This window comes from Shewanella sp. SM29 (assembly GCF_025654245.1).
In the GTDB taxonomy this organism is placed as follows: domain Bacteria; phylum Pseudomonadota; class Gammaproteobacteria; order Enterobacterales; family Shewanellaceae; genus Shewanella; species Shewanella oncorhynchi.
In genome coordinates this window covers 124,176-149,514 of the sequence record NZ_JAKKRN010000008.1, presented here as the reverse complement: position 1 = coordinate 149,514, position 25,339 = coordinate 124,176, and the positions used below count along the sequence as shown (strand labels likewise).

Sequence of the window (25,339 nt, the reverse complement as noted above, 5' to 3'; positions counted from 1 at the left end):
CATGTACTCGTCTGGTTAACAACATCTGTTATTCGGGGATTTTTACCTTATGCCATTTTTTGTGGGCGATTATTGAATTTGTTGTGCCACCAATCAATCCTTACCCAATCGCCAATTTGGTTTCTGCGTAGCGCAGTTTCTTGGTCCTTGGGCTGGCGAGGAAGTAGGCGAGTACGAGTGGGCCTAGGCGACCCATGAACATTATAAAAATGATGATGGCTTGGCCTAGAGTGGTTAAGTTGCCGGTTAAACCGCGGGACAAACCGACTGTGCCCAGTGCCGATACGGCCTCAAAGACGATATCAATTAACGGTGCGTTTTCACTTAATACCAGTGCGAAGATGGCTAGCCAAGTGACGCCAATGGAGATCATGGTCAGCGCCAAGGCTTTGCTGACAGTGTCTTTGGGGATCTCGCGCTTAAACACATAAATGGCTTCGTCGCGGCGTAAATAGCCATAAGTGGCCAAGATGAGCACCATAAAGGTGACCACCTTAATGCCACTGGCAGTGCTTAGGGAGCCGCCGCCGATAAACATCAATACCAGCATGAGTAGCGTTGTACCATCTTCGAGTTGGTCAATTGCTAGTGTATTAAAGCCTGCGGTACGCGGTGTAACGGCTTGAAACCATGAGGCTAACCATTTACCGAGTTCGCTTAAGGGCGCCAAGGTATTGGGGTTGTTGTACTCAATAAAGTAAATCGCAATTACGGCGACGGCGTTGATAATTATAGTGCCTGTGATCATCATACGACTGTAAACGCTGAGTTTTGACCAACGTTTGTTCCTACGAAGATCTATCCACACCGAGAATCCAAGGCCACCTATGATGAGCAGGCCCGTGATGGTGAGATTTATGACAGGATCGGCAACATAGGGCATTAGGCTGTCGGCACTGAGGGCAAAACCTGCGTTGTTAAAAGCGCTGATGGTGTAGAAAAAACCGTGGAATAAGCTGGTTTGCCAGCCGAGTTCCTGACTCCAGTACACGGAAAGAATGGCCATGCCTACGGCTTCAACCAATAAGGAAAACACTAACACTGATTTTGCCGTTGACACTAGAGTAGATGTATCTGTTTGATTAAAAGCCTCTTTTGCGACTGTTTGGTGTAAAAAACCAATTCTGCCGCCAATGGCGATCAAGGTGACAATGGCAAAGGTCATCAGCCCAAGTCCACCGCATTGAATTAACAGCGCTATGACGATTTGCCCAAAGGGCGTAAAAACAGTGCCAGTATCGACAACAACCAGCCCTGTAACTGTTACTGCCGAGGTGGCCGTGAACAGACTTTGTAGCCACGTAATAGACGATTCGGTTGCTATGGGCAGTTTGAGTAAGCAAGTGCCTAAGATGATCAACAATGCAAAGCTCACGCTTAGGATGAAGGGCGGTGCGCCTAACAGCTTTTTAGTCGACTTGGGTTTATGCTCAATCGCCATGATGGAGGGATGCCATTGAACCAAGTTACACCAACCTTGGCGCTAGGTATTTGAGCTCAGTACGGCTACCGCAGAGCAGTAAGGCGTCATTCGTTTGCAGGATAAATTGACTATCAATTTTGCTGAAAACCGTCAGATCCCGCTTAACCATAATGGCGGCGACTTTGCCTTTAGGATTGCGTATCACATTGCTTTTTGCATCATCTTTAACATCATCCTGTGCAGCGCCGAGTAGTTGGCTGACAGTAGTTTGATCAAGGTGAGGCTTGATATGGATTTCGACTACATAGAGACCATCACCAATCGGCAGGAAATTGTTCACCATAGGATAGTTGAGTGACTGGGCGACACGTATGCCCATTTCTTCCTCTGGATGTATGATGCGGGCGACGCCGAGTTTAGAGACGATAGTGTGATGGGCTTTAGTGCTGGCCTTGACCCAAATGACTTCTACTCCCAGATTTTTCAGTGCCAAGGTGCACAGCAAACTTGATTGCATATCTTCGCCAATTGCGACCAGAACGGCTTCACTGTTTGCGAGGTCTAGCTCACGTAGTGCGGCTTCGTCGGAACAATCACAAATAACCGCTTCGGTTAAGTCTTCTACGTATTTTTCCACCATTTTAGGGTCACTATCCACGCCAGTGACCGTGTGGCCTAAGTGGATCAATTCTAGGCTAGCGGCGACACCAAATCGCCCTAAGCCAATAACGGTAAAATGTGCCATTAAAATATCCTTTTCTATTTTATAACAAATGCTTATCTATTGTTTGTTAAGCGATAACCTAGGCCCGCTTCTGTCTTAATGAGCTGCTGTCATTGAGTTTTTTACGTAACTGACTGACTAAGATCCGCAGATAATGACTGTCTTCTTGATGGGTTTTACCCCAAATATCCCGTAGTAACTCAGTTTGTTTAACGAGCTGACCAGGGTGAGACATTAAGGTCTCCATCAGGGCAAACTCCTTTTTGGTTAAGGCGATTTCTTGCTGATCGAGCCAAAGCTGGTGGGTACTTTTTTGCAACTTAAGTGCGCCAAACTGCAGTAAATCACTTAATGGCGGTTCATCGACTAAATCGCGGACTAAAACCTTGATGCGCGCGATTAACTCCCTGATCCCAAATGGCTTGCTGAGATAGTCATTGGCGCCTGCTTCCAAAAGACGAATTTTTTCTTCCTCTTGATCGCGGGCGGTTAAGATAAGCACCGGCACTTTGTCACTCTGACGTAGGGTTTGCAGCAAGCTGATGCCATCACCATCGGGTAGTCCAAGATCGAGCACTAACACGTGTGGCTGCTGCGCATGATATTGCGCTAGGGCTGACGCAATCGAGGCGGCGCCATGATATTCGAATCCTTCCGCTTCTAACGATATCCGCATAAAAGTGTGGATTTGCGCTTCGTCATCGACGACCAGCACCTTATAAGCCATTTATTCCTCTCCCTTTTTTATCGGCAATGCGATACGAATAAGGCTGCCATGAGCGACAGGTTCGGCGCTGATCTGGCCACCATGGGCGGTAATTATGCCCTTAGCAACAGCAAGCCCAAGGCCCGAGCCGCTATCGGTTGAGGGATGCTGGCGATAAAAGAGTTCAAAAATTGCCTGCGCCTGAGCGGGTTCTATGCCAAGACCCTCATCTTGGATATCTAACAGTAACGCATCGCCCTGCTGATACGCCTTTACTATGACTTGCTTATCAGAAGGCGAATAGCGCAGCGCATTATCCAATACATTAAAAATAGCTTGCTCAATCAATGAGCTGCAGATCATCAGTGACGGTAGATCGGCCTCACTCTTGATGATAATGCGCGGCTGCGTGGCTGGAAAACGGGCAATAGCTTGATGCAATACATTCATTATTGCGTCTTCACTCAAGCTAAACTTGAGGGCGCCGTGTTGTAACTTAGTGGCTTGCAGCAGGTTTTCGATATATTGGTGCAGGCGATGGCTTTCGGCGGCCGCGCTATCAATCAGCTCATCCTTTTGGTCTGGGCTGAGCTTAGGCATGTATTCCTTTAAGGTGGTGAGCGTGCCTATGATAGTGGCGAGTGGGGTGCGTAAATCGTGGGAAACCGACAGCAAAATACTGTTGCGTAACTGAGCTTGTTCGAGAGCATCTTGCTGACGTCGATAGTGTTCGGCTAATTTGCTGGTGGTGAGGGCGACAAGCAGAAACACACTGAGATTGAGAATGTCCTCAAGATTAAACATCTGTAGTGAATAACGTGGTGTGGTAAATAGAAAATTAAAGCTGGTCGCCTCAAACACTGCTGCAAAATAGGCCAAGTTGGCGTTGCATTGTAGGGCTACGGCCACTACGGCCAATTGTAAAATCAGCAGTACGGCGATAGTCGAGTTTGAAAAGTGATCGATAAAGGCGCTGCTGAAAATGGCCGTCACTAGCACTATGAAGGTAAATAAAGTCGGGTGCGAGCGCCAGTATTGTGTCATGGGAGCCGCTATGGATGAAGTCATGAATAGAAAGACGCATATAAAGAAAGTGCCTGTACTTTAGCAAAGGCATTTTAAGATAGCGCGTAAAAATGTCGTAAAATTTGTAACCTTGTGAGTGGTTTAGCTTGCACTTAGCTTAGGCAAATCGAGCTTGTTCACATCACACTTTGGGTGAATGATAAGGCTTACCGCATACACTTATGTTGTAAGCCTTAACCCTGGCGCAGGCCATTACGTAAGATGCCAAAGCGCTTATCCACCACTAACCCAGAGTTATTGACCTGCCTGTCATTGAGTTGTCCGTCATTGAGTTAAGCATCACCAAGGTATTGGTGGGGGCACTAAGCGTTTGCCACTATAGCCAGTAACAGCGGCGAAGCGGGGATCTTCGGCTTCCCAATCTGTCTGTGCTTTGACTATTTCATCTTTGCTATGGCCGACAAAGTTCCACCAAATGCTGACAGGCTCAGCCAGTGGCGCACCACCAATCAGCAGTATTCGACAACCCGCCTCGAGTTTTATGGTAATGGTTTCGCGTAGCATGCCAAGGTAGGCGAGGTGGTTATTATCAAAACTGTCATCCTCGATTTGGAAGCGGCCTTCCAGTGGCATGAGGGCATATTCGAAACTAGGGTCGAGATTCAGAGTGAGTTCAGCGTCATGGGCGGCAAACAGATCGATAGCAACGATAGGTGAGAAGTGTAATGTGGGCGCCTGTTTATGATGCCAACTGCCAATCAGTAGGGTGAATTCGACGCCTGACTCGTGCCAAGTCGGCAGCTCTGGGTAGTGATCGAATCTCGGAGTGGTATCTTTGTGTTCCAGTGGTAAGGCTATCCATAGTTGGGCTGCGTGCATAGTGTGATGACCCGCTATCGACTCTTCGGTGTGGGCTATGCCGTGTCCGGCTGTCATCAGGTTAACTTGTTTTGGGCGGATCACTTGAGCACTGCCGAGGCTGTCCCTGTGCATGATTTCGCCTTCGAGCATCCAAGTAAAGGTTTGCAATCCAATGTGTGGATGTTGGCCGACGTTTAACTGCGGGCCGTCGGTGATTGGGCCAATATGGTCGAGAAAGCACCAAGGGCCGATAAGGCGGCGCTCTTTTTGTGGAATAGCCCGTGCGACAGGTATGCCGCCGACATCACTGATTTTAGGGGCTATCCGTTGAGCTTGAATGCGGCCATTTTCAATAGGACATTCCTTAGGGCCACCATAAAACTGTGCTTGTAGTTCACTCATGTTCGCTCCTTATTCCATTACTAGGGCATGCTCAGTTCAGTTTGGCTCGGTTCAGCGCAGCTAAGTGTGAACCTAGAATCTCGCATGGGGGTGATCTCATATTGCATTCGAGCCGAAGGTTTTAGCTTCGGGTATTCCAGTCGATTTTGCAAATTGTGGCAGTGACCTGATAGAGGGCAATTGCACTTTTTAGTGGTTAACTTAACGTGTTTTAGGATCTTCAAATTGTCCTTCGATACACTTTGATAGCCTAATTCAAGTACGAATGTGTGACTGAGCCCGCGTGAATGGGACTTTTATCTGTCCTTTACTTTAGCAAGCCTGTATTTATGTGGGCATTAGCGTTTGATGTTTTACTCGAGCCTAAATACGAGTGTTTGACAAGTTTGGGGCTCGGTGATTTTTATCATCCATGTCTTACGTTGGATCTGCAAAATCGAGTCTATCTTTTATGGGAGCTTGTGTTGGCGGCAAAGCCTGTCTTCACCCTAATCCATTCAGCGTACAGGCTTAACACTCATAAATATATCATTGGTAAATATAACGTTGGGCTGTGATTCAGCGTGATAGATCAAGGGGAAAGCGTGCTCGAAAATCAAATGATGTTACTGGCGGTATTTGAACGGGCGGCCTTGATGCTGATGACCTTGTTCTTTTTAACCCGCACTCGACCGTTCCAGCGTTTATTCCAAAAGCGTAATCACACCCCCGCAGAGCTGGTCTCTGTGGCGGCGATATTTTGCTTATTTGCGGTGTTCAGTACTTATACCGGTATTGAGGTTGAAGGCGCGCTGGTTAACGTGCGGATTATTGCGATTATTTCCGGCGGGATTTTATTTGGCCCTTGGGTCGGCATTCCCGCGGGCGTGTTGTCGGGGCTGCATAGATATCTGATTGATATGGATGGCGATACTTCTATCCCGTGTTTAATCGCCAGCATTATTGCCGGTCTAATGGCTACCTGGATTTACTACAAATGCCCCAAATCTAAGTTATGGATTTATGGCATTGTGGCTGGCATGTTGTGTGAAACACTGACCATGTTGTTGATTTGGCTGCTGACAGAGCCGCACCAGGTGGGTGTAGAGATTGTGAGTCACATTGCCTATCCCATGATTGCGGGCACTGTGTGTATCGGACTGATTATCAAGCTAGTGCAAGACCTCGACGATGAGAAAGAGCTCATTGCCGCCAAGCAGGCCAAGCTCGCGCTGGATATTGCCAACAAAACCTTACCTTTCTTCCGCAAAATTGATCGTCATGCGTTAGAGCAAGTGTGCGGTGTGATCCGTAATGAAATCCACGCCGATGCCGTGGCCATTACCGATACTCGCGATGTATTAGCCTATATGGGCGTTGGCAAAGATTACTACGAGGTCGATGGTCATCAAGCGATTAGCGAAATGACTCAAAGGGCGATAGAGCAAGATCAAAACATTATTAACAATGACTTACGCCAATATCATTTATCGGATTTTCATTCGGTCATCATAATCCCGCTGCGCGAAAACGGCACTGTGAGTGGCACGCTGAAGATTTACTATCGCAATACCTATCGTATCACTAGCTCGTTGCGGGAGATGGCTGTGGGTTTGTCGCAGCTGATTTCGACCCAGATGGAAGTGTCGCGTATCGAGCAACTGCAAGAGATGACCCGCAAGGCGGAGTTTACGGCGTTGCAGAGCAAGATTAATCCACATTTTTTATTTAATGCCCTCAATGCGATTTCTTCTTTGATCCGTATTCGGCCACAGCAGGCGCGACAGTTGATTGCTAATCTGGCCGATTATCTGCGCTATAACTTGGCTAAAGGCGATGAGCTGATTGATATCCAAGAAGAAGTGAAGCAAGTCCGTGATTATGTGGCGATCGAGCAGGCGCGTTTTGGCGACAAGCTTGAAGTGATCTTCGATGTCGACGATGTGCATTTTTGTGTACCTTGCCTCTTGTTACAGCCGCTGGTGGAAAACGCGATTTTGCATGGCATTCAGCCGCGTAGTGCACCGGGCAGAGTGACGATAGAAGTGAAAAAACTCGATGCAGGCATTCGCGTCGCCGTGCGCGATACTGGCTATGGGATCCGCCAAGAGGTGATTGATGGTGTAGCTGCTGGCCGTGTAGAAAGCAGCAGTATCGGGCTGATGAATGTGCACCAGAGAGTGAAGTTATTGTACGGCGAAGGTTTGCAGCTTAAACGGCTCGAGCCGGGGACTGAAGTCAGTTTTTACTTACCGGAAAATGAGGCGCAAGTATGTTAAAAGCCATCATAGTTGAAGATGAATATCTCGCCCGTGAGGAGCTAGAGTATTTAGTGAAGAGCCACAGTGAGATAGACATAGTGGCTAGCTTCGAGGATGGCTTAGAGGCCTTTAAATATTTGCAGGATCACGAGGTCGATGTGGTGTTTTTGGATATCCAAATACCGTCCATTGATGGCCTCTTGTTGGCGAAGAATCTGCATAAATCGACCCATCCTCCCCATGTGGTGTTTGTTACTGCCTATAAAGAATTTGCAGTAGAAGCATTTGAGCTCGAAGCTTTCGATTATATTCTCAAGCCCTACAATGAACCGCGGATCATCAGCTTATTGCAGAAGATTGAACAGGTGGGACGACAAGCACCAAAGCCGCAACATGAGGCCGCGAGCAACACCAGTCGAACCGTGAATTTAGTCAAAGGTGAGCGGATTATCGTCACGCCCTGCGAGCAAATTTATTATGCCGAGGCCGATGAAAAACTCACTTATGTGTACACCCGCTCCGACCGTTATGTGATGCAGATGACCATCAGTGAGTTTGTCAGCCGTTTGCCTGCTGAAGGCTTTTTCCGCTGTCACCGTTCCTATTGCGTCAATATCAACAAGATCCGCGAAATCGTGCCTTGGTTCAATAGTACTTACCTGATCCGCTTGCATGATTTGTCGTTCGAGGTGCCCGTTAGCCGTAGTAATATTAAGGCTTTTCGACAGCTGATGAGGCTGTAATTGTCATTCATTCCTGCAGATCTGTATTTCATGCCTTAATTGATCGGCGCGAATCGCATCTCTCTTATAGTGGACTCAATTCCTGATCCCCTAAAGCGAGATGCATCATGACTAAAGAGATGAACCGTACTCGGTACCTGACCTTAGTTGGTACTATTATCACCCAGTTTGCACTCGGCTCAGTTTACACTTGGAGCCTGTTCAATGCGCAGTTGGCCGTTAAGCTCGACGAACCCGTCAGCCAAGTGGCATTTGTGTTTGGTTTGCTGAGTTTGTCTTTGGCCGTGGCATCTTCCATGGCGGGCAAATTACAGGAACGTTTTGGCGTACGTAATGTCACCTTAGGCGCAGGCCTGTTACTCGGCGTTGGATTCTTACTCACTGCCCAAGCCAGTAACTTGATGATGCTTTACCTGTGCGCAGGGATTTTAGTGGGCTTTGCCGATGGCACTGGCTACTTGATGACCTTGTCTAACTGCGTGAAGTGGTTCCCCGAACGCAAAGGGCTGATTTCGGCGTTAGCGATTGGCGCTTATGGTCTAGGTAGCCTCGGATTTAAATACATTAACGTGCTGTTACTCGAAAACACTGGCCTTGAAACCACCTTCCAACTGTGGGGCCTGATCGCCATGGCGCTGGTGTTATGTGGCGGTATGTTGATGAAAGATGCGCCTGCACAATCAGCCGCAAGTCAGCAGGCCGAAAGCCGCGACTTCACCCTCGCAGAAGCCATGCGTAAGCCGCAATACTGGATGCTGGCGCTGATGTTCCTGTCTGCCTGTATGAGTGGTTTGTATGTGATTGGTGTGGCTAAAGATATCGGCGAGAAGATGGTCGACTTGCCTGTACTGGTCGCCGCCAATGCTGTTGCTGTGATTGCTATGGCGAACCTCAGTGGTCGTTTAGTGCTGGGTATTCTGTCGGACAAAATCCCCCGCATTCGGGTTATTTCGCTGGCGCAGATCATCACCTTAGTCGGTATGGTGTTACTGTTGTTCATTCCTTTGAATGCTAACCTGTTCTTCGTCGCGGTCGCCTGCGTTGCCTTTAGCTTTGGTGGCACTATTACTGTCTATCCATCACTGGTGAGCGACTTCTTCGGCCTGAATAACCTGACTAAAAACTATGGCGTTATCTACTTAGGTTTCGGTATCGGCAGTATTATCGGTTCGATTGTCGCCTCGTTATTTGGTGGATTTATTGCAACCTTTAACGTGATTTTAGTGCTACTGGTGGTGGCGTTAGTCATGTCATTAACCATTCGTATGCCAGAGCCCAAAATTCCTGCGTCAGCTAAGAGAGTGACTAAGAGTACATCTCGCTTAGTGAATATGACGGCTGAATCTGCATAGGCGCAAGCTAAGCTTTTCTTCTTTAGCCAAAAGCTAACATAAAAAATCCGCAGCCAAATGGCTGCGGATTTTTTACTGTTTATCCCGTATTTTATGGGCGAGGTTGTTACTCACGTTTAGGCTCGCTGACTTATCTATGTGATTACACTTTTGATGTTAGCTCAGTGCAGCCTCTTTTTTATCACACCAACAACAGGTAACTTGATAGCCTTAAAGCGTTATTCAGGATGTGTTGATGTTAACGGACCCTCTTTTTTGGTTGGTGGCGATACCTGCAGTATTGATTACTGGGATTTCTAAATCAGGTTTTGCGGGTGGCGTGGGCGGATTAACTGTCCCGCTATTGGCGCTGGCCATTAGCCCTGCTACAGCGGCAGCAGTCATGTTACCACTGCTGATTTATATGGATTTTTTAAGTGTACGATCATGGTGGGGGCAACATAATCCGCGTCATTTATGGATACTATTGCCCGCGGCGGTTGTGGGGATTTTTATCGCTTATCTGTTGTTCGATCGATTAAACGAAGATTACTTACGGGTGATTCTAGGCTGTGTGTCCTTAGGTTTTGGTTTGTATGGTTTGATCCTTGGGGATAAAACTCAAGCATCACCTTCACCTCTGGTTGGGCGCTTGTGTGGCTTAACCGCCGGATTTACGAGCTTTGTTGCCCATGCGGGCGGGCCGCCACTCAACGCTTATTTGTTGCCGCTGCGTTTGGCTAAGGCAGAATTTTTAGCCACTGCCGTGGTGTTTTTTGCTGTGGTAAATCTGGTCAAGCTTATCCCCTACAGTTTGCTTGGGCAGATTAACCAAGAGAATATTTTAGTTTCTCTGTTACTGGTGCCGCTGGCATGGCTAGGGGTAAAGCTAGGTTTGTTTATTCAAGATAAAATTAACGACAGGTTATTTAAGCGCATCATCTTGATTTTAATGGTGCTGGTGGGCGTGCGTTTATTGTGGACGGCGTTATAGTTTTAAGCTTTGGGTTACATTAGTCTGCTAGAGTGCGCGGGTGTTGGGGCATTTTGATCCCCAGCCGCCCTGAATTTACCTGATAAAAACTCAAAATTACGTTACTGTGAAATCTGCCTGCAATGAGTTTGAAGCTATGAAACGATTACTGATAGTTATCTTAGCCTTAGGCCTTGGCGCTTGTGCTAGCGCGCCAGAACCTAAGCCTGTGGTAAAGCAAGTTGAACCCGCCACGGTTTGGAACGATAGCAATATCTCCGAACTGCATTCTGAGTGGCGCGGTGTGCCCTATCGTTTAGGCGGTGGCACTAAGCGGGGCATAGATTGCTCGGCCTTTGTGTCGGTCGCCTATCAGAAGATGTTGGGTATGACACTGCCGCGCACGGTTGAAGAACAGCAAGCCCTAGGGAAACCTGTGCCGAGAAATCAACTGCGCAAGGGCGACTTGGTATTTTTCAAGACAGGTTGGAGCACACACCATGTCGGCATTTATGTGGGAGACGATAATTTTCTCCATGTTTCCACTAGCCAAGGGGTGAAGATTTCGAGCCTGCATAACAGTTATTGGGCGTCTAAGTATTGGAATGCACGGCGAATTTAGCACATCTTCTTTATGCACTTTCTTTTTGCACTTGGGCTGATGAGTTAGCGGAGACAATATGTCCTTAGAGCCTGCGTTATCCCAGAGTGACCCTTTACCTACTTCTGTTTTCCTCGCCATTTTCTCCGCCGTATTCTTGCCCATGTTTTTGGCCGCGGTTGATCAAACCTTACTCGCGACGGCGACGCCAGCCATAGTTGAAGATCTTGGCGGTCTGCGCCAAGCCTCGTGGATCACTATCGGCTATATGCTGGCGATGGCTGCTTCTGTGCCGATTTATGGCTGGTTAGGAGATAACTTCGGTCGCGCGAAAATCCTGATGATCGCCTTAGTGATTTTTGCACTGGGCTCTATCGTTTCGGCGAGTGCAGGCACTATGGACCACATGATCGCCGGACGTATCTTGCAGGGCATGGGCGGTGGCGGTTTGATGAGTTTGTCCCAATCCTTAATTGGTGAGTTAGTGCCCATTCGGCAGCGGGCGCGTTTCCAAGGCTATTTTGCCGCTATGTTTACCCTCGCGAGTGTCGGCGGCCCTGTGATTGGCGGGATTGTGGTGCATGCCTATTCGTGGCATTGGCTGTTTTGGGCGAATATTCCACTGGCTATGCTGGCCGTATGGCGGCTCAATGGCTTACATAAGCGCAGCGTTAAACCCGTTCGCCAAGGCAAGTTTGATTTAGTGGGCGTGGTCTTGTTTCCGGCTATTATCACCGCGCTGTTGTATTGGTTATCTATGGCGGGGCAAGAGTTTGCTTGGCTTTCTGCGACCAGCTTAGGTTTTGCCGTCTTTGTGGTAGTTGGCATTTTAGGCTTGTTATTGTGGGAACGGCGATTGGCGAGTCCGTTTCTGCCGTTAGATTTACTGGCGAAGAAGGCCGTGTATATGCCACTGCTAACGGCGGCGCTGTTTGCGGCCTGTTTGTTTGCGATGATCTTCTTCCTGCCGATTTATCTGCAGGTGGGCTTACATACTAATCCCGCTAAAACTGGTTTACTGCTCTTGCCTATGACCTTCGGTATCGTCACTGGCTCGACGATAGCAGGCCGACTGTTAAGCAAAGATGTGGCGCCTAAGTGGTTACCGACCTTTGGCATGAGCTTAGCTTTTATCGGCTTGTTATTGATTAGTTTTGTTCCGCCCAATGCCAATGTGATCGGCGGCTTAGGTGTATTGGTCGGAATAGGGCTAGGGACTGTGATGCCGAGTGTGCAGCTCGTGGTGCAGAGCGTGTCGGGCAAGGCGCGACTCAGCCAGATCACGGCTATGGTGTCGCTATGTCGTTCTATGGGCGCCGCTATCGGCACTGCGTTATTTAGTGTGCTGCTTTATAGTCTGCTGCCACTCAAGGGTTCAGAGCTTGGCATCGCCACCATTAAAACTCTGCCGACAGAGGTGGTGCATCACGCCTTCCAATATGGATTTATGGCCGCTGCGGGTGTGGCATTGTGCGCCGCGATAGTCGGTTTTTTATCCCCTGCGACGGCATTAAAAGATCATGATAGCGAAACTGCGCAGTAAGCCTAGATTTGCAGGTGCACGACCCATTTAAGCCGTGTACTATTTGCGCTGAGCCGTATTTTTGTGGCCTTATTCGATTCCAGGACATAAGCATGACAATAACAAAACACTGGACCCTAAAGAGCATAGCCAACGAGTTGGGTGTCTCTAATGCCACTGTGTCTAACGCGTTTAATCGCCCCGATCAATTATCGGAAAAACGTCGTAATGAAATTTTAGCGGCTTGCACTAAGTTGGGTTATTTCGGACCAAATAAAGCGGCTCAATCCTTACGTAAGGGCAAGTTCGATACTGTCGCCTTGGTATTGTCGGACAGCGTGGAATACATGGTGTCCGATCCCGTCGCCAGTAAATTTATGAAGGGCGTGGCCTCTGTCTTGGAGCAAGAAAAGCTCAATTTGCTGCTGTTTTCGGGCAGCTCAGACAGTGTGAATGCGGTGGCTGACTTTGTGGATGGTTTTATCTGTTATGGTCGCCCGCGCAATGCCCTGTTAGCCGAGCAGTTAAAGCAGGTAAAGAAAAAGGTCGTCACCGTCGATTTTGATATCCACCGCAATGCATCAGTGAGCATAGACAATAAGTTAGCCGCCTATGAAGTGGCAAAACTGGCATTGCAATCGCCCGCAGACAATGTCGCCATTTTAGGGTTACGTTTGCTCGATACCCACTTAACTTGCCGCGTGTATGATTTAAATTTGTTAGAAATCGATACCTCTGTTGCCCATCAAAGATTACAGGGTTACTTGCAAGCGATTGAAGAAGTGGGCGTTGTTCTGGGGCCGGACCGCATTTGGAATATCCCCGAGAGCAATGCCGACTATGCGGCGATAGCGGCAAAAGAAGCGCTGAACTCGACTCCGCGGCCGAATGTATTTTTATGTATGAGTGACTTAATCGCCTTGAGTGTGCTCGGTGAGGCGCAGGCCATGGGGCTGAGTGTTCCCGAAGATGTGCGAGTCGTGGGCTTTGATGGCATAGATGAAGGCACACGTTCAAATCCGCCGTTAACGACCGTCTATCAATACTCTGAGCAGAAGGGCCGAAAAGCGGCGCAAATGTTTGTCAGTGATGCCGTGCATGCGGAAGTTTTGGGCTATGAATTACGCCTCGGTAAGAGCTGCTAATCGCTACATCTTTTAACTAAAAAAGGCGCATTCAATGCGCCTTTTTGCTATCTAAAAACTATGTCGCTTAGCTTGAACTTAAACCTAAGCTCAAGCCCGAACAGGAACGCAAGCTTATGCTTGAGCCAGCAGTCTTGATAACGACACTTGTGTCTCTTTACCTTGCTTATCTAAAAGGATGATTTGGCCATCTTTATTGGCAAAGTCGAGGGTGAGGCTCGCCTGCGAATCGGCCGCTGTCCAAGACAAGGTTAATGTGCGTTCTGCCGATGCCATTGTAAAGCGGCCATCGAAGGCTGAGCTGCTATTGCGCAGTTTAATCAGCTTCGTTAGCGCCTTAACGACAGGTTTGTGCATGGCTTGCTGCACTTTTTCACGATTCAAATAAGGGCGATTAATATCGCGGCCGACGTGAGTCCGGTTAAGCAGCGCCATATCGTTCGGGATTGCCAGCAGACCCGCGTAATACACCTGCGGAATCCCTGGTGCGAAAAACTGAATCGCCCGCGCCATCAAATAATCGAGGTCATTCTGGCCGAGTGCATCGTAATAGGTGCAGTTGATTTGATACAAATCGACGTTGCTGGCGGCCGCGCCTGTGGCCTGTAGACTCTCGCCCTTGCTATTGCCATGTATGGTTTCAACCAAATTATCGATTTGATTTTCGGTCAATAATCCGCGCAAGCCATCCATAGGGCCGACGTCGATAATGCCGATACCGTCGTGGGTGTCGAGTACGGTAATGCAGTTGCGTGGCGCCATTTCCAGCCAATGGGTCAAGGCTTGGCAATCTTGGCTAAACAGCGTGTGCAAGATGAGCGGTGGCAGGGCGAAGTCGTACACCATGTCGACCCGCTTGGCGATCTCGACCTGAGTCATGTGGTGCGAATGAATTTCGGCCAGCGTTGTCATACCTAACGCATTGGCTTGCTGGGCTAACTTATCCACAAACTCGAAGGACTCTTCAATCATAAAGCAGCTAGTGCCGGGCTTTTTAATCGCATAGCCCGCCGCATCTAAGCGGATCAGATTCACTTTACTGTGGTCGAAACGCGCCAGCACTCGGTTTAAATAATCTTTACCTGCGGTGGAATGAACGTCGATATCGATTTGATTGCGGGTAAAGGTGGTCCAAAACTCTTCGGTCGAGCCATCGGCTAAGGTGTAAGTGCTAAAACAACTTCCCGGACGTGGGCGATAGATAGCGGCTTGATCTTGCTCGCTTAATCCATCAGGGAATACCTTGTCTTTGGTTAAAAATAAATCCCAGTAAGCCGATTGCTTACCGTGCTTGAGTACGTCTTTAAATTCGGGTGACTCGGCGGACATATGATTAACGATAAGGTCTGCCATGATGTCGTAATCATCACCAATGCGTTTAACGTCATCCCAATTGCCTAAGCGTGAATCGACTTGTACATGGTCTATCGGATCGAAGCCCGCATCACTGCCGTCAATGGGAAAATAGAAAGGCAAAAGATGCACGCCGCCGAATAGACCTTGCAACTCGTCATCGAGTAGTGCTTTGAGCTCCTTGAGCCCGGCATTGGTAATTCTGTCGACATAGGTGATCAGTTGCACTTGGTTTTTCATACTTTGCCCACGCTTGAGTTGTCTTTTTAGAGTAAAGGTTTATGGCAATCCTTTAATTGATTGCACAACTAAACTTAATCGATTAAGTTGTATATTTAACCAATATGAAACATTATTCAAGTGGTTTGTTGGATTTTTGAGTTAGTCTCAAGTTTTGGGGGAGGCTGGCTCACTGCTGTACACAAAAGCCGAAACCTTTTCAGCATGCTGTCACTGAGCTGCTGAGAGCGAGTAGGTATAATAACGATAAGGTGAAATGGTATGGTAAGTGATTCAAAAGGTTGCGATAACCGCAATCATACCCGTATTCGGGTACTCACATATTTAATGTTTTTCATGTTCGCTATGACCTCTGATGCCGTGGGCGTCATTATTCCTGAGTTGATATCCCAGTTTGGTTTGTCCATGTCGCAGGCCAGTGCCTTCCATTATATGCCGATGATTTTTATCGCGGTGAGTGGACTGTTTTTAGGCTTCTTGGCGGATAAGATAGGGCGTAAGTTAACAATTCTATTGGGGTTATTGTTATTCGCGCTCGCCTGCTTCATGTTCGCGCTGGGGGAATCGTTTTACTATTTCTTGTTCCTACTCGCCTTTGTCGGCACGGCGATTGGCGTCTTTAAAACCGGCGCGCTGGGGCTTATTGGCGATATCTCGACTTCCTCAAAACAGCATTCGAGCACTATGAATACGGTAGAGGGCTACTTTGGTGTCGGTGCCATGATAGGGCCGGCCATCGTTAGTTATTTACTGATCAGCGGCGTCTCTTGGAAGTATCTGTATTTTGGCGCGGGTTGCTTCTGTTTAGTACTGTGTTGGTTAGCTTATCGGGCGGATTATCCGCAAATCAAACGTTCCTCGACGGATGCCATTAACCTTGCCAGCACCTTTAAGATGATGAAAAACCCTTATGCATTAGGGTTCTCGCTTGCGATAGGTTTATACGTTGCCACCGAAGTGGCGATTTACGTGTGGATGCCGACCTTGCTGCAAAGCTATCAAGGTGATTACACCACACTGGCCGCTTATGCCTTGACGATCTTTTTTACCCTGCGTGCGGGTGGGCGCTTTTTAGGTGGCTGGGTGCTCGATCGCTTCCCATGGCAGCAAGTGATGTTCTGGTTTAGCTTCGCGATAAGTGCTTGTTATCTTGGTTCTATGATCTACGGCATTGAAGCGGCAGTCGTCTTGTTGCCCTTGTCTGGGCTGTTTATGTCCATGATGTATCCCACGCTTAATTCTAAGGGGATTAGCTGTTTCCCCGTGGATCAGCACGGCTCTGTGGCTGGGGTGATTCTGTTTTTTACTGCCGTGTCCGCCGCCGTTGGGCCCTTGTTGATGGGGTTAGTGGGCGATATTTTCGGTCATGTTAAATATGGCTTCTACCTCGCCACTGGTTTTGCCATTTTGTTGTGCTTTCTGAGCGGATTTAATCTCGTTAAAGATCCTGCCCGTCATTTGTTAACTTTCGATGCGCACTAATTTGGGCTGTGACAGAAAATATTTTTCTGTCACATTTATTCAATTAATCAATATGTTGATATGTTACACCCAGAGTGCGAACCAAAATTGTGCAAAAAACACACTTGCTTTTTGTTATTAAGTTGCTAACTTGTTAACTTAATCGATTAAGTTGATTCGAGGTTCAGTTCAATATGACCTTGAGCAATCACTAAGATGGTTCTTCGATTAATCACAATTCGGTAGATGTAGCTATGGGGAGATAGGGCTGCATCTCAAATATGGGTGGGGACATAAAAATGATAAAAAGCACATCACAGAAATTCTTGTTAAGTACATTGGCCGTGTTGGTGAGTTCTCACCTTTGGGCAGCCGACGCACCACAACAGGAAGAAGCCAAGAAAGACGCGTTAGGTTTAGAAAGAATTACCGTGACTGGTGTTGCCCGTGGCACTCGTGTTATGGATTCGAGTGTGTCAGTCAGCAGTGTGTCACTGGCTGAGCTTGAAGTGAGTACGCCGCGTTCATCGGCCGAAGCATTCCGTATTATTCCGGGGATGAAGGTCGAGTCTACTGGCGGTGAAGGTAACGCTAACATAGCTGTGCGTGGTTTACCTGTGGCGTCTGGTGGTGCTAAGTTCCTGCAAATTCAAGAAGATGGTTTGCCAATCCTACAGTTTGGCGATATCGCCTTTGGTAATGCAGACATCTTTTTACGCTTAGATTCAACAGTGCAAACCATTGAATCTATCCGTGGTGGCTCGGCATCGACTGCGGCCAGTAATGCGCCCGGCGGCATTATCAATGTGATCAGTAAAACGGGCACCTCGGATTCGGGCAGTGTTGCTACTACTTTAGGGCTGGATTACGACACTTTCCGTACCGACTTTGAATACGGCACTAGCATCAACGACAGCCTGCGTTTCCATGTGGGCGGTTTTGTGCGTACGGGTGAAGGCCCACGCGACGCTGGCTATAACGCAAACAAAGGCGGCCAGATCAAAGCTAACTTAACCAAAGAATTTGATAAAGGTTATGTTCGTCTGTATTTCAAACATTTAGACGATAAAAGCATTGGTTACTTACCTATGCCTATGTACTCGGATGGCAGTTCAATCCCAGGTTTTGATGCGAAATCCGATGCGATTCAATCCGCGTATTTCCAGTCAACTTTGAGCTTAGGTGCCGATGGCGAACGTCGCCGTGGCGATATGCGCGATGGCATGAATCCAGTGGTCGATTCTGTCGGCTTAGAGGCATCCTTCGATTTAGGTAACGATTGGCAGGTTGAAAACCGTTTCCGTTTCTCCGACGTGAGCGGCAACTTCATCGCGCCATTCCCAGCCGAAGTGGCTAACGGTAGCGACATTGCCACCAGTATTGCAGGCACTGGCGCTAAGTTGATTTACGCCAATGGCCCTAATGCGGGTAGTCAGATGGACGGTTTAGCCATGCGTATCAATACCTTTGATGTGCAGATGAATGACTTTGGCTCAATCGTAAACGATTTTAAATTGACTAAAACCTTCGACGATACCAGCGTGACCTTAGGCTATTACAATGCCACCCAAAACATCGGCATGAGTTGGATGTGGAACTCTTATCTGATGGAAGTTAAAGGTGATAATGCCGCGCTATTAGATGTGGTTGCCACCGATGGCACTGCCTATTCTGACAATGGCCTCTATGGTTATGGCGTGCCTTACTGGGGAAATTGTTGCCAACGCAATTACGATACCGACTACAGCATTAAAGCGCCTTACCTCGCGTTAGCCTCGAGTTTTGGTGACTTATCGCTTGATGCCAGTGTGCGTTATGACAGCGGTGATGCGAGCGGTAACTACGCCGGTAGCGTGCAATCGCAAGTGGATATGAATCTCGATGGGGTGATTTCAATCCCTGAGCAGAGCGTGTCTTCTATCGACAATGCGAATCCTCAGCCAGTAAATTACGATTGGAGCTACACCTCTTACTCATTAGGCGCTAACTATCAATTTGCCAGTGACTTAGCCGCCTTCGGTCGCTTGAGTCACGGTGGACGCGCCAATGCCGACCGTCTGTTATTTGGTAAAGTGCGTGCCGATGGTTCAGTGGCGAAGGAAGATGCGGTTGATATCGTTGACCAGTACGAGTTAGGTGTTAAGTACCGTTACGATGATTTGTCTGTATTTGCGACGGCATTCTACTCAGAAACCGAAGAGCAAAACTTTGAAGCCACGAGCCAACGTTTCTTCGACCGTAAGTACAAAGCGAAAGGTATTGAAATCGAGTCGGCCTATTTCATCGGTGACTTCGATTTTAGAGGTAACCTAACCTGGACCGATGCTGAGATTGCTAAAGATGCATTGACGCCAGAAGTGGTGGGTAACACCCCAAGAAGACAGGCTGACTTTATCTACTCTTTGATGGGCCGTTACAACTTTGACCAAGGTTCAGTGGGCGTTAACTTAATCGGTACCACGGATTCTTATGCTCAAGATAATAACGACTTAAGTTTCGACGGCTACAACCAAGTGAATGCCTTTGCAACTTACAATCTGACCGAAGCCATGAGTGTGTCTTTAAACGTCAACAACTTGTTTAATGTCACAGGTATTACTGAAGCGGAAGAAGGCTCAATCCCTGATAACAATATCATCCGTGCCCGTACCATAAATGGCCACACCACGAGTGCGACGCTTAAATACGAGTTCTAAGCGGATCTTGCTACAGAAACTGTTTTTACAGAAAAAATGCTAAGCCCAAAACAGCCCATGAAAGTGGGCTTTTTGCCTGCTACAGAATGCAGAATATAGAATACAAAGTTGGAGTGGAAATGACGGTATTACTCAGTTTTGGTGAGGTGTTAGTGGACTTGCTGCCAACCGATGCCACGGGCAAACATCATCAGCCGATTGCGGGTGGCGCGCCCGCCAATGTGGCCGTGGGTTACGCTAAACTCGGCGGTAAGAGTTATTTTGCCGGCGGCATCAGCGCGGACCATTATGGCGTTATGTTAAAGCAAGCCTTAGCGGTTCAGGGCGTGGCGACCGATTATCTTGCCGAAGTGCCTGGCGCTGCTACTGCGACTGTGCTGGTCAATTTAGAAGAACAGGGTGAACGCACCTTTGAGTTCAATCGAAATGGCACCGCCGATATGCGCTACAGCAATCAGCATTTCGACCATATTCCATGGCAGGGTATTGATATCTTTCACCTTTGCTCTAATACCTTTACTGAAACTGCCATCTTTAACACTAGCCTTTATGGTGCGCGTTGTGCCAATGCATTCGCGACTTTAGTGAGTTTCGATGTGAACCTGCGTTTATCCCTGTGGCAGGACACGTCCTTGTTGGCCGAGCGGGTTGAGCAGTGTTTTCGTTACACCCAAGTGCTGAAAATGAGCCGCGAAGAAGCGGACTACTTAGCGTTAGCGCGGGATAAGAGTTTTGAAGATTATCTGCAGTTTTGCCTCGCCCAAGGGGTTGAGGTGATTTTGGTCACCGATGGTGCCAATCCAGTACAATGCATCACAGCGCAGCAAAGGTTTAGCGTACCCGTTCCCAAAATCTCAGCCGTCGATACCACGGCGGCAGGCGACAGTTTTATCTCAGGTTTTCTGTTCGCCTTAGGCTTAGATCTGGAATACGATTTAAGCCATTTGACCTTGAAACAAAGGCTAGAAAGCAAAGAACACTTAGAGGTGGCGGTAGTGTTTGCTACTCGCTGCGGCGCGATTACCTGCGGGCAAAAGGGCGCGTTTCCCTCCTTACCTACGTTGGCGCAGGTTAGCTAAACTTTACTGCATTAACGATAAAATCCAAGGCGAGCCTGTTGAGTTTGCCTTGGATTTTTTATCTTTTAGATTTTCCGCCCACCATTTTTCAATAGCATAGCGCGAACCCCATCACGTTTTAGTCGCCCCCTTTTCCGAGCATTTATGCTATTTTAGCTGCGGCTTAAGGTCGAAGCTGTAGCGGCTTCTTCCATGCTTGATGTCGACAATTTTCACTTCGGCATGTTTCATTTCAACATCACTGGGGATTTCCTATGAGCAAAGCAAAAATCGGTATTGTGACGGTAAGCGATCGCGCCAGCGCGGGGATTTATGAAGATATCTCAGGCAAGGCGATTATCGACACACTCAACGACTACCTCACCAGCGAGTGGGAGCCGATTTATCAAGTGATCCCCGATGAGCAGGATGTGATTGAAGCGACGCTGATCAAAATGGCCGACGAGCAGGATTGCTGTTTGATTGTCACTACGGGCGGCACTGGTCCAGCGAAACGCGATGTCACCCCAGAAGCGACAGAAGCCGTCTGCGATCGCATGATGCCCGGTTTCGGTGAGTTGATGCGCGCCGAGTCATTAAAATTTGTGCCTACCGCCATTTTATCGCGCCAAACTGCAGGGTTACGTGGCGATTCATTGATTGTGAATTTGCCCGGCAAACCAAAATCGATTCGCGAATGTTTAGATGCCGTGTTCCCCGCCATTCCTTACTGTATCGATTTGATGGAAGGCCCGTATTTAGAGTGCAATGAGTTAGTTATCAAACCATTCAGGCCTAAGGCTAAGTAATCTTGCTATCGAGCCTGTAAAAAAATAAAGCCACTGAAAATTCAGTGGCTTTGTTGTTTGAGGAGCTTAGGGTTCATAACTGATTAATCTGCTGCTTTAGCTCGTACTCTGGCTCTGTCACTATTTTTTCAAGCACTTGTACTCGCTCAATTAGTGTTTGGTTTTGTAGGCTGAGTTGAGTCACTTTGTCCTCAAGGTGCCTATTGTCTGCGGTGCCCACTCCAAGTTGGCGCGCCTTTAGATAGTGTTTAAACATTTCAGTGGCGCTGAGGCCAATAATGAAGGTGACCATAATCACCATTAAGACAAATTCGTTTTCCATAACAAACTCCCGTAGCTATTGAGGTTTTCAACTTGGGAGCGACTTAGTTATCGCTCCTCAAGTTTGTCGGTTTAAGTTTGTCGTCCCCAAGTTTATCAATCGAAGCGCCCTATAAACCGAAGATCACTTTCTCACTCTTGAGCGACCTTTCCATGCCAAAGGCGAGCAATATCGCAATGGCGAGTGTGCCTAAGGTCGAAACCAGTAACTGCAACATGGGCAAGTCTTTACCTTTGATAAAGTCCATTAATGCTTGTTGCTGACCCGAGACGGGCAACCACTGCAGCATATCTGGCGCTATGTTGTAACTGGCGGCCATCGACAGAGCTAAGGGCACAAACAGCACCATAGTCAGATAGGACTGAGCTTCCTTAAAGGTTTTCGCCATAAAAGACACAAACAGTTGCAGACAAGCGGCCATTAACGCGACGGGGATGCCGACCACTAACATCAGCAGCATAAATTCCGTGGTGATGTTGACGCTAAAGCCGAGTTCTTGCCAAGGCACAAAGGTGTAAGCGATTTTAGACACCAGCAAAATCAGCACTAAACCGAGCAAAGCGAACAGACTCACGGCGATGATTTTCGACAGCACTAATTGGCGAGTGGTCAGCGGATGGCTCAGTAGCAGGGCCAAGGAGTTACGTTCGCGCTCACCGGCACTGGTGTCGATAGCTAGGTTCATCCCCGAGATAAATACCGAGTAAATCATAGTGAAAATGGCGATACCTAAGATCATTCCACCCTTAGAGTCCGTGGTGGCTTTGTCTTGCACATTCACTTTAAGCGGCTGTACCACGCGCGGGTCGATACCGCGGGCAATTAAACGTAAACTGCCCATTTCTGCGCTGTAGGCCTGTAGTTGTTTCTCGAGTCTGCGAATCGAGTTCTGTAGTTTCTCCTCAGAGTTATCGGCCACGATAGTGATCTCGGCGCTTTTGCCTTGGTTCATTTGCGCGGCATAGTCGGTGCTGATGATCAGTTCTATTGCTTTAAGGTCTTTGGCGTCAGAGCCATCGGCTGCGCCTTGAGTGATGCCTTTATTTGATAAAAATCTTACTAAATCCGGTGCTTTATCGGGATTTTTAATGGTGATTTTCAAATCATCGGGGCTGGTTAATTGGCCAATTAACACCATAAATAGGCCGCACATGATCAGCGGCGTGCCTATGGCGTAGTACAGACCCGCCATCACAGAGCGCTTATCGCGGGCGGCATCGATGAGTTCTTTACGAACCATAGCGATTATTTTATTCATGCTGTCATTCCCTTATCCATGATCTTATCTATCTGAGCTTGTACATCATTGATGCTGCCTGCATTCTTGTTAGTTTGAGTCATCATGCCGCTATCCCTTCATCCGTGCCGATAAGTTGAATAAAGGCTTCTTCGAGCGAGTCTTTACCCGTTTGGGTGCACAGTTCGGTGGGGCTGCCAATGGCGACGACTCTACCTTGGGCCATAACGATCACTTGGTCACACAGTGCGGCGACTTCCTGCATCACATGGCTCGAGAACAGCACGCAATGTCCTTGATTTTTAAGATCGATAAGAATGTCACGCAATAGGCGAGTGCTCATCACATCCAGCCCACGGGTCGGCTCGTCGAGGATAATATTGCTCGGGCTGTGGACGATTGCCTGTGCGAGGGCGGTTTTCATTCTTTGTCCTTGGGAGAAGCCTTTGCAGCGGCGATCGCTAATGTCTTCGAGGCGCAATTTTGCAATCACTTGGCTGGTGGCTTCTTTGGCGTCCTTGGATGATAAGCCGCTTAGCTCGGCAAAATAGCGAATGTATTCCCTTGGTGTTAAGCGTTCATACAGACCAAAAGGGTCGGGGAATAGCCCGAGTTGCTGCTTAGCGCCAATAGGGTTGATGGCGACATCTATGCCTTCGATTTCAGCCTTGCCGTTATCGGGTTTCAGCAAGCCAAAAATCGTGCGTAAACAGGTCGTTTTACCTGCCCCGTTCGGGCCGAGTAGTCCTGTGATTTGGCCGTTTTGTGCGACGAAGCTTAAGTCATTCAGCGCCTGCACGTCACCGATGCGCTTGGAAAGATGGGATACTTTAATCATGGCTTATTCCTTAGCTCCAGTGCTGGCGTGGTCATCTGTTGTCGTGGTTTTTGTGCTGGTCGCATTAAGCGGTTCCACCGAGCTGGCATTTAAATAAAAGCTGCGGCGCACATCTTTGTTTAAACACTCGCCGTCGAGATTGTTGACTGAGCCCGAGCGGACGAGATCGGCGATCAGGTTATTGGCGCAGGATTGATAGGCCACACCGTGGGTCGCATAAGGAGCGACAAAGTGCTTGGCATTGGTGAGTTTTTCCATGGCTAACTCGCCCCAGCTTGGTGGGGTGGCGGGGTCGATTTCGCCGGATAACAACAAGGTCGGAATGTTGCTGTTGATGGGCTCGCTAAAGCTGTTATCGACCGCAGGGACTTTCCATACTGAACAAGTCGCCTCTAAGCCTTCAAGCATGGTTCTGCCCATAAAGGATTTTTTGGCCTGCTCGCGCATGGTTGGGGTAATGCGGTGCATATCTTCGCCACAGACCACAGAGGCGTGCATGCCCATCGCCATGCCAGCATTGTCGATAGTGAGGGCATATAGGCCGAGTATGGGTTGGAAGTTGTTTTTCGATGCTTGATGAATCGCATGGGGCAAGAGGGCGCGCACATTGGCTTGATAGAGTGCCATACGGATCGAGCCAGAGAATTTACCGCGCGTCATGGTCAACATGGTTTTTTCGCCCGTGACGGGATCGTAAACGTTTTCCATCACAGGGCCAGTGGCGAGCTTAGCGTCGACTCGCTCAAAGTCTGCCTTTAACTCGGGGAATTGACTGTTACAGGCGGCGGTTGCTTGGCAATCCTTAAACAATAAGTCGAAGCCACGATCAATCGCCGAGCCAATTTCTAATACGCTTTGCTGCATGGGCACTATGCCGTCTAAGGTCACTGTGGCTAAGTGCTCTGGATATAAACGCATGTAAAGTTGCGCCATGCGAGTGCCGTAGGAGATGCCGTAAATATGCAGTTTTTTATAGCCTAAGTGCGCACGTACGGCTTCGAAGTCTTTAATCGCATTGAGGCTACCGTATTGGGTGACGTCGGCATCGATTTTGGCTAAGCATTTTTGTGTTTCGGCTAAAGTGTCGGCATTGTCATCATCGAATGACAGTGGAGATTGCGCGCCTTCATCGCAGGCCAGCACATTCGAACGGCCTGTGCCCCTTTGATCGATCAGTAAAATATCCCGCTGTTGGCGGACTTTGCTCAGCATGGCATCGAAACCTGCCGCATTCTCTATGGCCGATTGTCCTGGGCCGCCTGCAATTGCCAGCAAGGCTTCTTCATGGTTGGCATTTTTCACCGCAGGCAAAACAACGTAATGCACTTGGATCTGTTTGCCATCGGGTTTGTTAGGGTTTTCTGGCACAGTCACAAAACCGCAGTTTAGGCGATCGGAAACGCCTTCTACATAACAAGTTTCGATCTTATTAGCGATATCTGCCGTCGCTTGTGTCTGTTGGCTTTTCACATCACTCGCCCACGTCGCCGTACTTGCCATTGCCAGTATGAGGGCGCTCATTCTCAAAGTACGCGTGCGCCATGTGGCACCATGCCGTGGCTGAGTTGGCACAAGGCGTTGAACTGTGTTGCTTAACTTCCTGTGTGTCATGCTATGTATCATGCGCG

Annotated in this window: 20 protein-coding genes and 1 pseudogene; 11 read left to right on the top strand and 10 right to left on the bottom strand. The window is 48.3% G+C overall.

The window, feature by feature from the left end; all coding sequences use genetic code 11:
* Positions 1–100 precede the first annotated feature (100 nt).
* The 5 genes and pseudogenes from L5L77_RS07910 to L5L77_RS07890 all read right to left on the bottom strand — a co-directional run bounded on the left by L5L77_RS07910 (position 101) and on the right by L5L77_RS07890 (position 5,142).
* On the bottom strand, positions 101–1,465 hold the full coding sequence (locus tag L5L77_RS07910; protein ID WP_263164149.1) for a TrkH family potassium uptake protein: 1,365 nt from the start codon (positions 1,463–1,465) through the stop codon (positions 101–103).
* A 1-nt stretch (position 1,466) separates the two neighbouring features.
* The gene (locus L5L77_RS07905; protein ID WP_105250904.1) at positions 1,467–2,168 is read right to left on the bottom strand and encodes a potassium channel family protein; all 702 of its coding nucleotides are present in this window, start codon (positions 2,166–2,168) and stop codon (positions 1,467–1,469) included.
* A gap of 32 nt (positions 2,169–2,200) precedes the next feature.
* A pseudogene (locus tag L5L77_RS07900) lies at positions 2,201–2,874 on the bottom strand (response regulator transcription factor).
* Positions 2,875–3,921 (bottom strand): ATP-binding protein, encoded by a 1,047-nt coding sequence (locus tag L5L77_RS07895; protein WP_105250906.1) that lies wholly within the window; start codon positions 3,919–3,921, stop codon positions 2,875–2,877.
* Between the two features lie 297 nt (positions 3,922–4,218).
* On the bottom strand, positions 4,219–5,142 hold the full coding sequence (locus L5L77_RS07890) for a pirin family protein (protein ID WP_263192175.1): 924 nt from the start codon (positions 5,140–5,142) through the stop codon (positions 4,219–4,221).
* A gap of 584 nt (positions 5,143–5,726) precedes the next feature.
* Between L5L77_RS07890 and L5L77_RS07885 the strand changes: the two genes are divergently transcribed.
* From L5L77_RS07885 to L5L77_RS07855, 7 genes are all read left to right on the top strand, one after another.
* Complete coding sequence (locus tag L5L77_RS07885; protein ID WP_317629578.1) at positions 5,727–7,400, top strand: sensor histidine kinase; 1,674 nt, start codon at positions 5,727–5,729, stop codon at positions 7,398–7,400.
* Positions 7,394–8,125, top strand: a complete 732-nt coding sequence (locus L5L77_RS07880; protein WP_263147244.1) for a LytR/AlgR family response regulator transcription factor — start codon at positions 7,394–7,396, stop codon at positions 8,123–8,125. Before L5L77_RS07885 ends, L5L77_RS07880 begins: the two co-directional genes overlap by 7 nt.
* 107 nt (positions 8,126–8,232) lie before the next feature.
* A complete protein-coding gene (locus L5L77_RS07875) occupies positions 8,233–9,477 on the top strand; it encodes an MFS transporter (RefSeq protein ID WP_263192174.1) in 1,245 nt (414 codons plus the stop codon).
* Positions 9,478–9,712: 235 nt separating this feature from the next.
* On the top strand, positions 9,713–10,450 hold the full coding sequence (locus L5L77_RS07870; protein WP_261272024.1) for a sulfite exporter TauE/SafE family protein: 738 nt from the start codon (positions 9,713–9,715) through the stop codon (positions 10,448–10,450).
* Positions 10,451–10,586: 136 nt separating this feature from the next.
* Entirely contained in the window at positions 10,587–11,051 is a 465-nt protein-coding gene (locus tag L5L77_RS07865) for an NlpC/P60 family protein (protein ID WP_006083761.1), read from the top strand.
* 58 nt (positions 11,052–11,109) lie between these two features.
* Positions 11,110–12,573 (top strand): MFS transporter, encoded by a 1,464-nt coding sequence (locus L5L77_RS07860; RefSeq protein ID WP_263147234.1) that lies wholly within the window; start codon positions 11,110–11,112, stop codon positions 12,571–12,573.
* 92 nt (positions 12,574–12,665) lie between these two features.
* A complete protein-coding gene (locus tag L5L77_RS07855) occupies positions 12,666–13,697 on the top strand; it encodes a LacI family DNA-binding transcriptional regulator (protein ID WP_131524537.1) in 1,032 nt (343 codons plus the stop codon).
* 114 nt (positions 13,698–13,811) lie between these two features.
* Here the strand turns inward: L5L77_RS07855 and gtfA are convergent, their stop codons facing one another.
* Positions 13,812–15,290 (bottom strand): sucrose phosphorylase, encoded by a 1,479-nt coding sequence (gtfA, locus tag L5L77_RS07850; protein WP_212601158.1) that lies wholly within the window; start codon positions 15,288–15,290, stop codon positions 13,812–13,814.
* Between the two features lie 261 nt (positions 15,291–15,551).
* Here gtfA and L5L77_RS07845 point away from each other — a divergent pair, with 261 nt between their 5' ends.
* The 4 genes from L5L77_RS07845 (at position 15,552) to mog (ending at position 21,314) form a co-directional block, all read left to right on the top strand.
* Complete coding sequence (locus L5L77_RS07845; RefSeq protein WP_263192170.1) at positions 15,552–16,772, top strand: MFS transporter; 1,221 nt, start codon at positions 15,552–15,554, stop codon at positions 16,770–16,772.
* 278 nt (positions 16,773–17,050) lie between these two features.
* Positions 17,051–19,447: a TonB-dependent receptor domain-containing protein gene (locus L5L77_RS07840; protein WP_263185058.1), complete on the top strand. Its 2,397-nt coding sequence runs from the start codon at positions 17,051–17,053 to the stop codon at positions 19,445–19,447.
* Positions 19,448–19,566: 119 nt separating this feature from the next.
* On the top strand, positions 19,567–20,526 hold the full coding sequence (locus L5L77_RS07835; protein ID WP_263222509.1) for a carbohydrate kinase family protein: 960 nt from the start codon (positions 19,567–19,569) through the stop codon (positions 20,524–20,526).
* A 254-nt stretch (positions 20,527–20,780) separates the two neighbouring features.
* Positions 20,781–21,314 (top strand): molybdopterin adenylyltransferase, encoded by a 534-nt coding sequence (gene mog / locus L5L77_RS07830; RefSeq protein WP_131524547.1) that lies wholly within the window; start codon positions 20,781–20,783, stop codon positions 21,312–21,314.
* 73 nt (positions 21,315–21,387) lie between these two features.
* Here the strand turns inward: mog and L5L77_RS07825 are convergent, their stop codons facing one another.
* The 4 genes from L5L77_RS07825 to L5L77_RS07810 form a co-directional block, all read right to left on the bottom strand.
* Positions 21,388–21,636: a hypothetical protein gene (locus tag L5L77_RS07825; protein WP_131524549.1), complete on the bottom strand. Its 249-nt coding sequence runs from the start codon at positions 21,634–21,636 to the stop codon at positions 21,388–21,390.
* Positions 21,637–21,745: 109 nt separating this feature from the next.
* Positions 21,746–22,894 (bottom strand): ABC transporter permease, encoded by a 1,149-nt coding sequence (locus L5L77_RS07820; protein ID WP_263185056.1) that lies wholly within the window; start codon positions 22,892–22,894, stop codon positions 21,746–21,748.
* 82 nt (positions 22,895–22,976) lie between these two features.
* Complete coding sequence (locus L5L77_RS07815) at positions 22,977–23,711, bottom strand: ATP-binding cassette domain-containing protein (protein ID WP_263185055.1); 735 nt, start codon at positions 23,709–23,711, stop codon at positions 22,977–22,979.
* A gap of 3 nt (positions 23,712–23,714) precedes the next feature.
* Entirely contained in the window at positions 23,715–25,334 is a 1,620-nt protein-coding gene (locus L5L77_RS07810; protein WP_263222506.1) for an alpha/beta hydrolase, read from the bottom strand.
* Positions 25,335–25,339 lie beyond the last annotated feature (5 nt).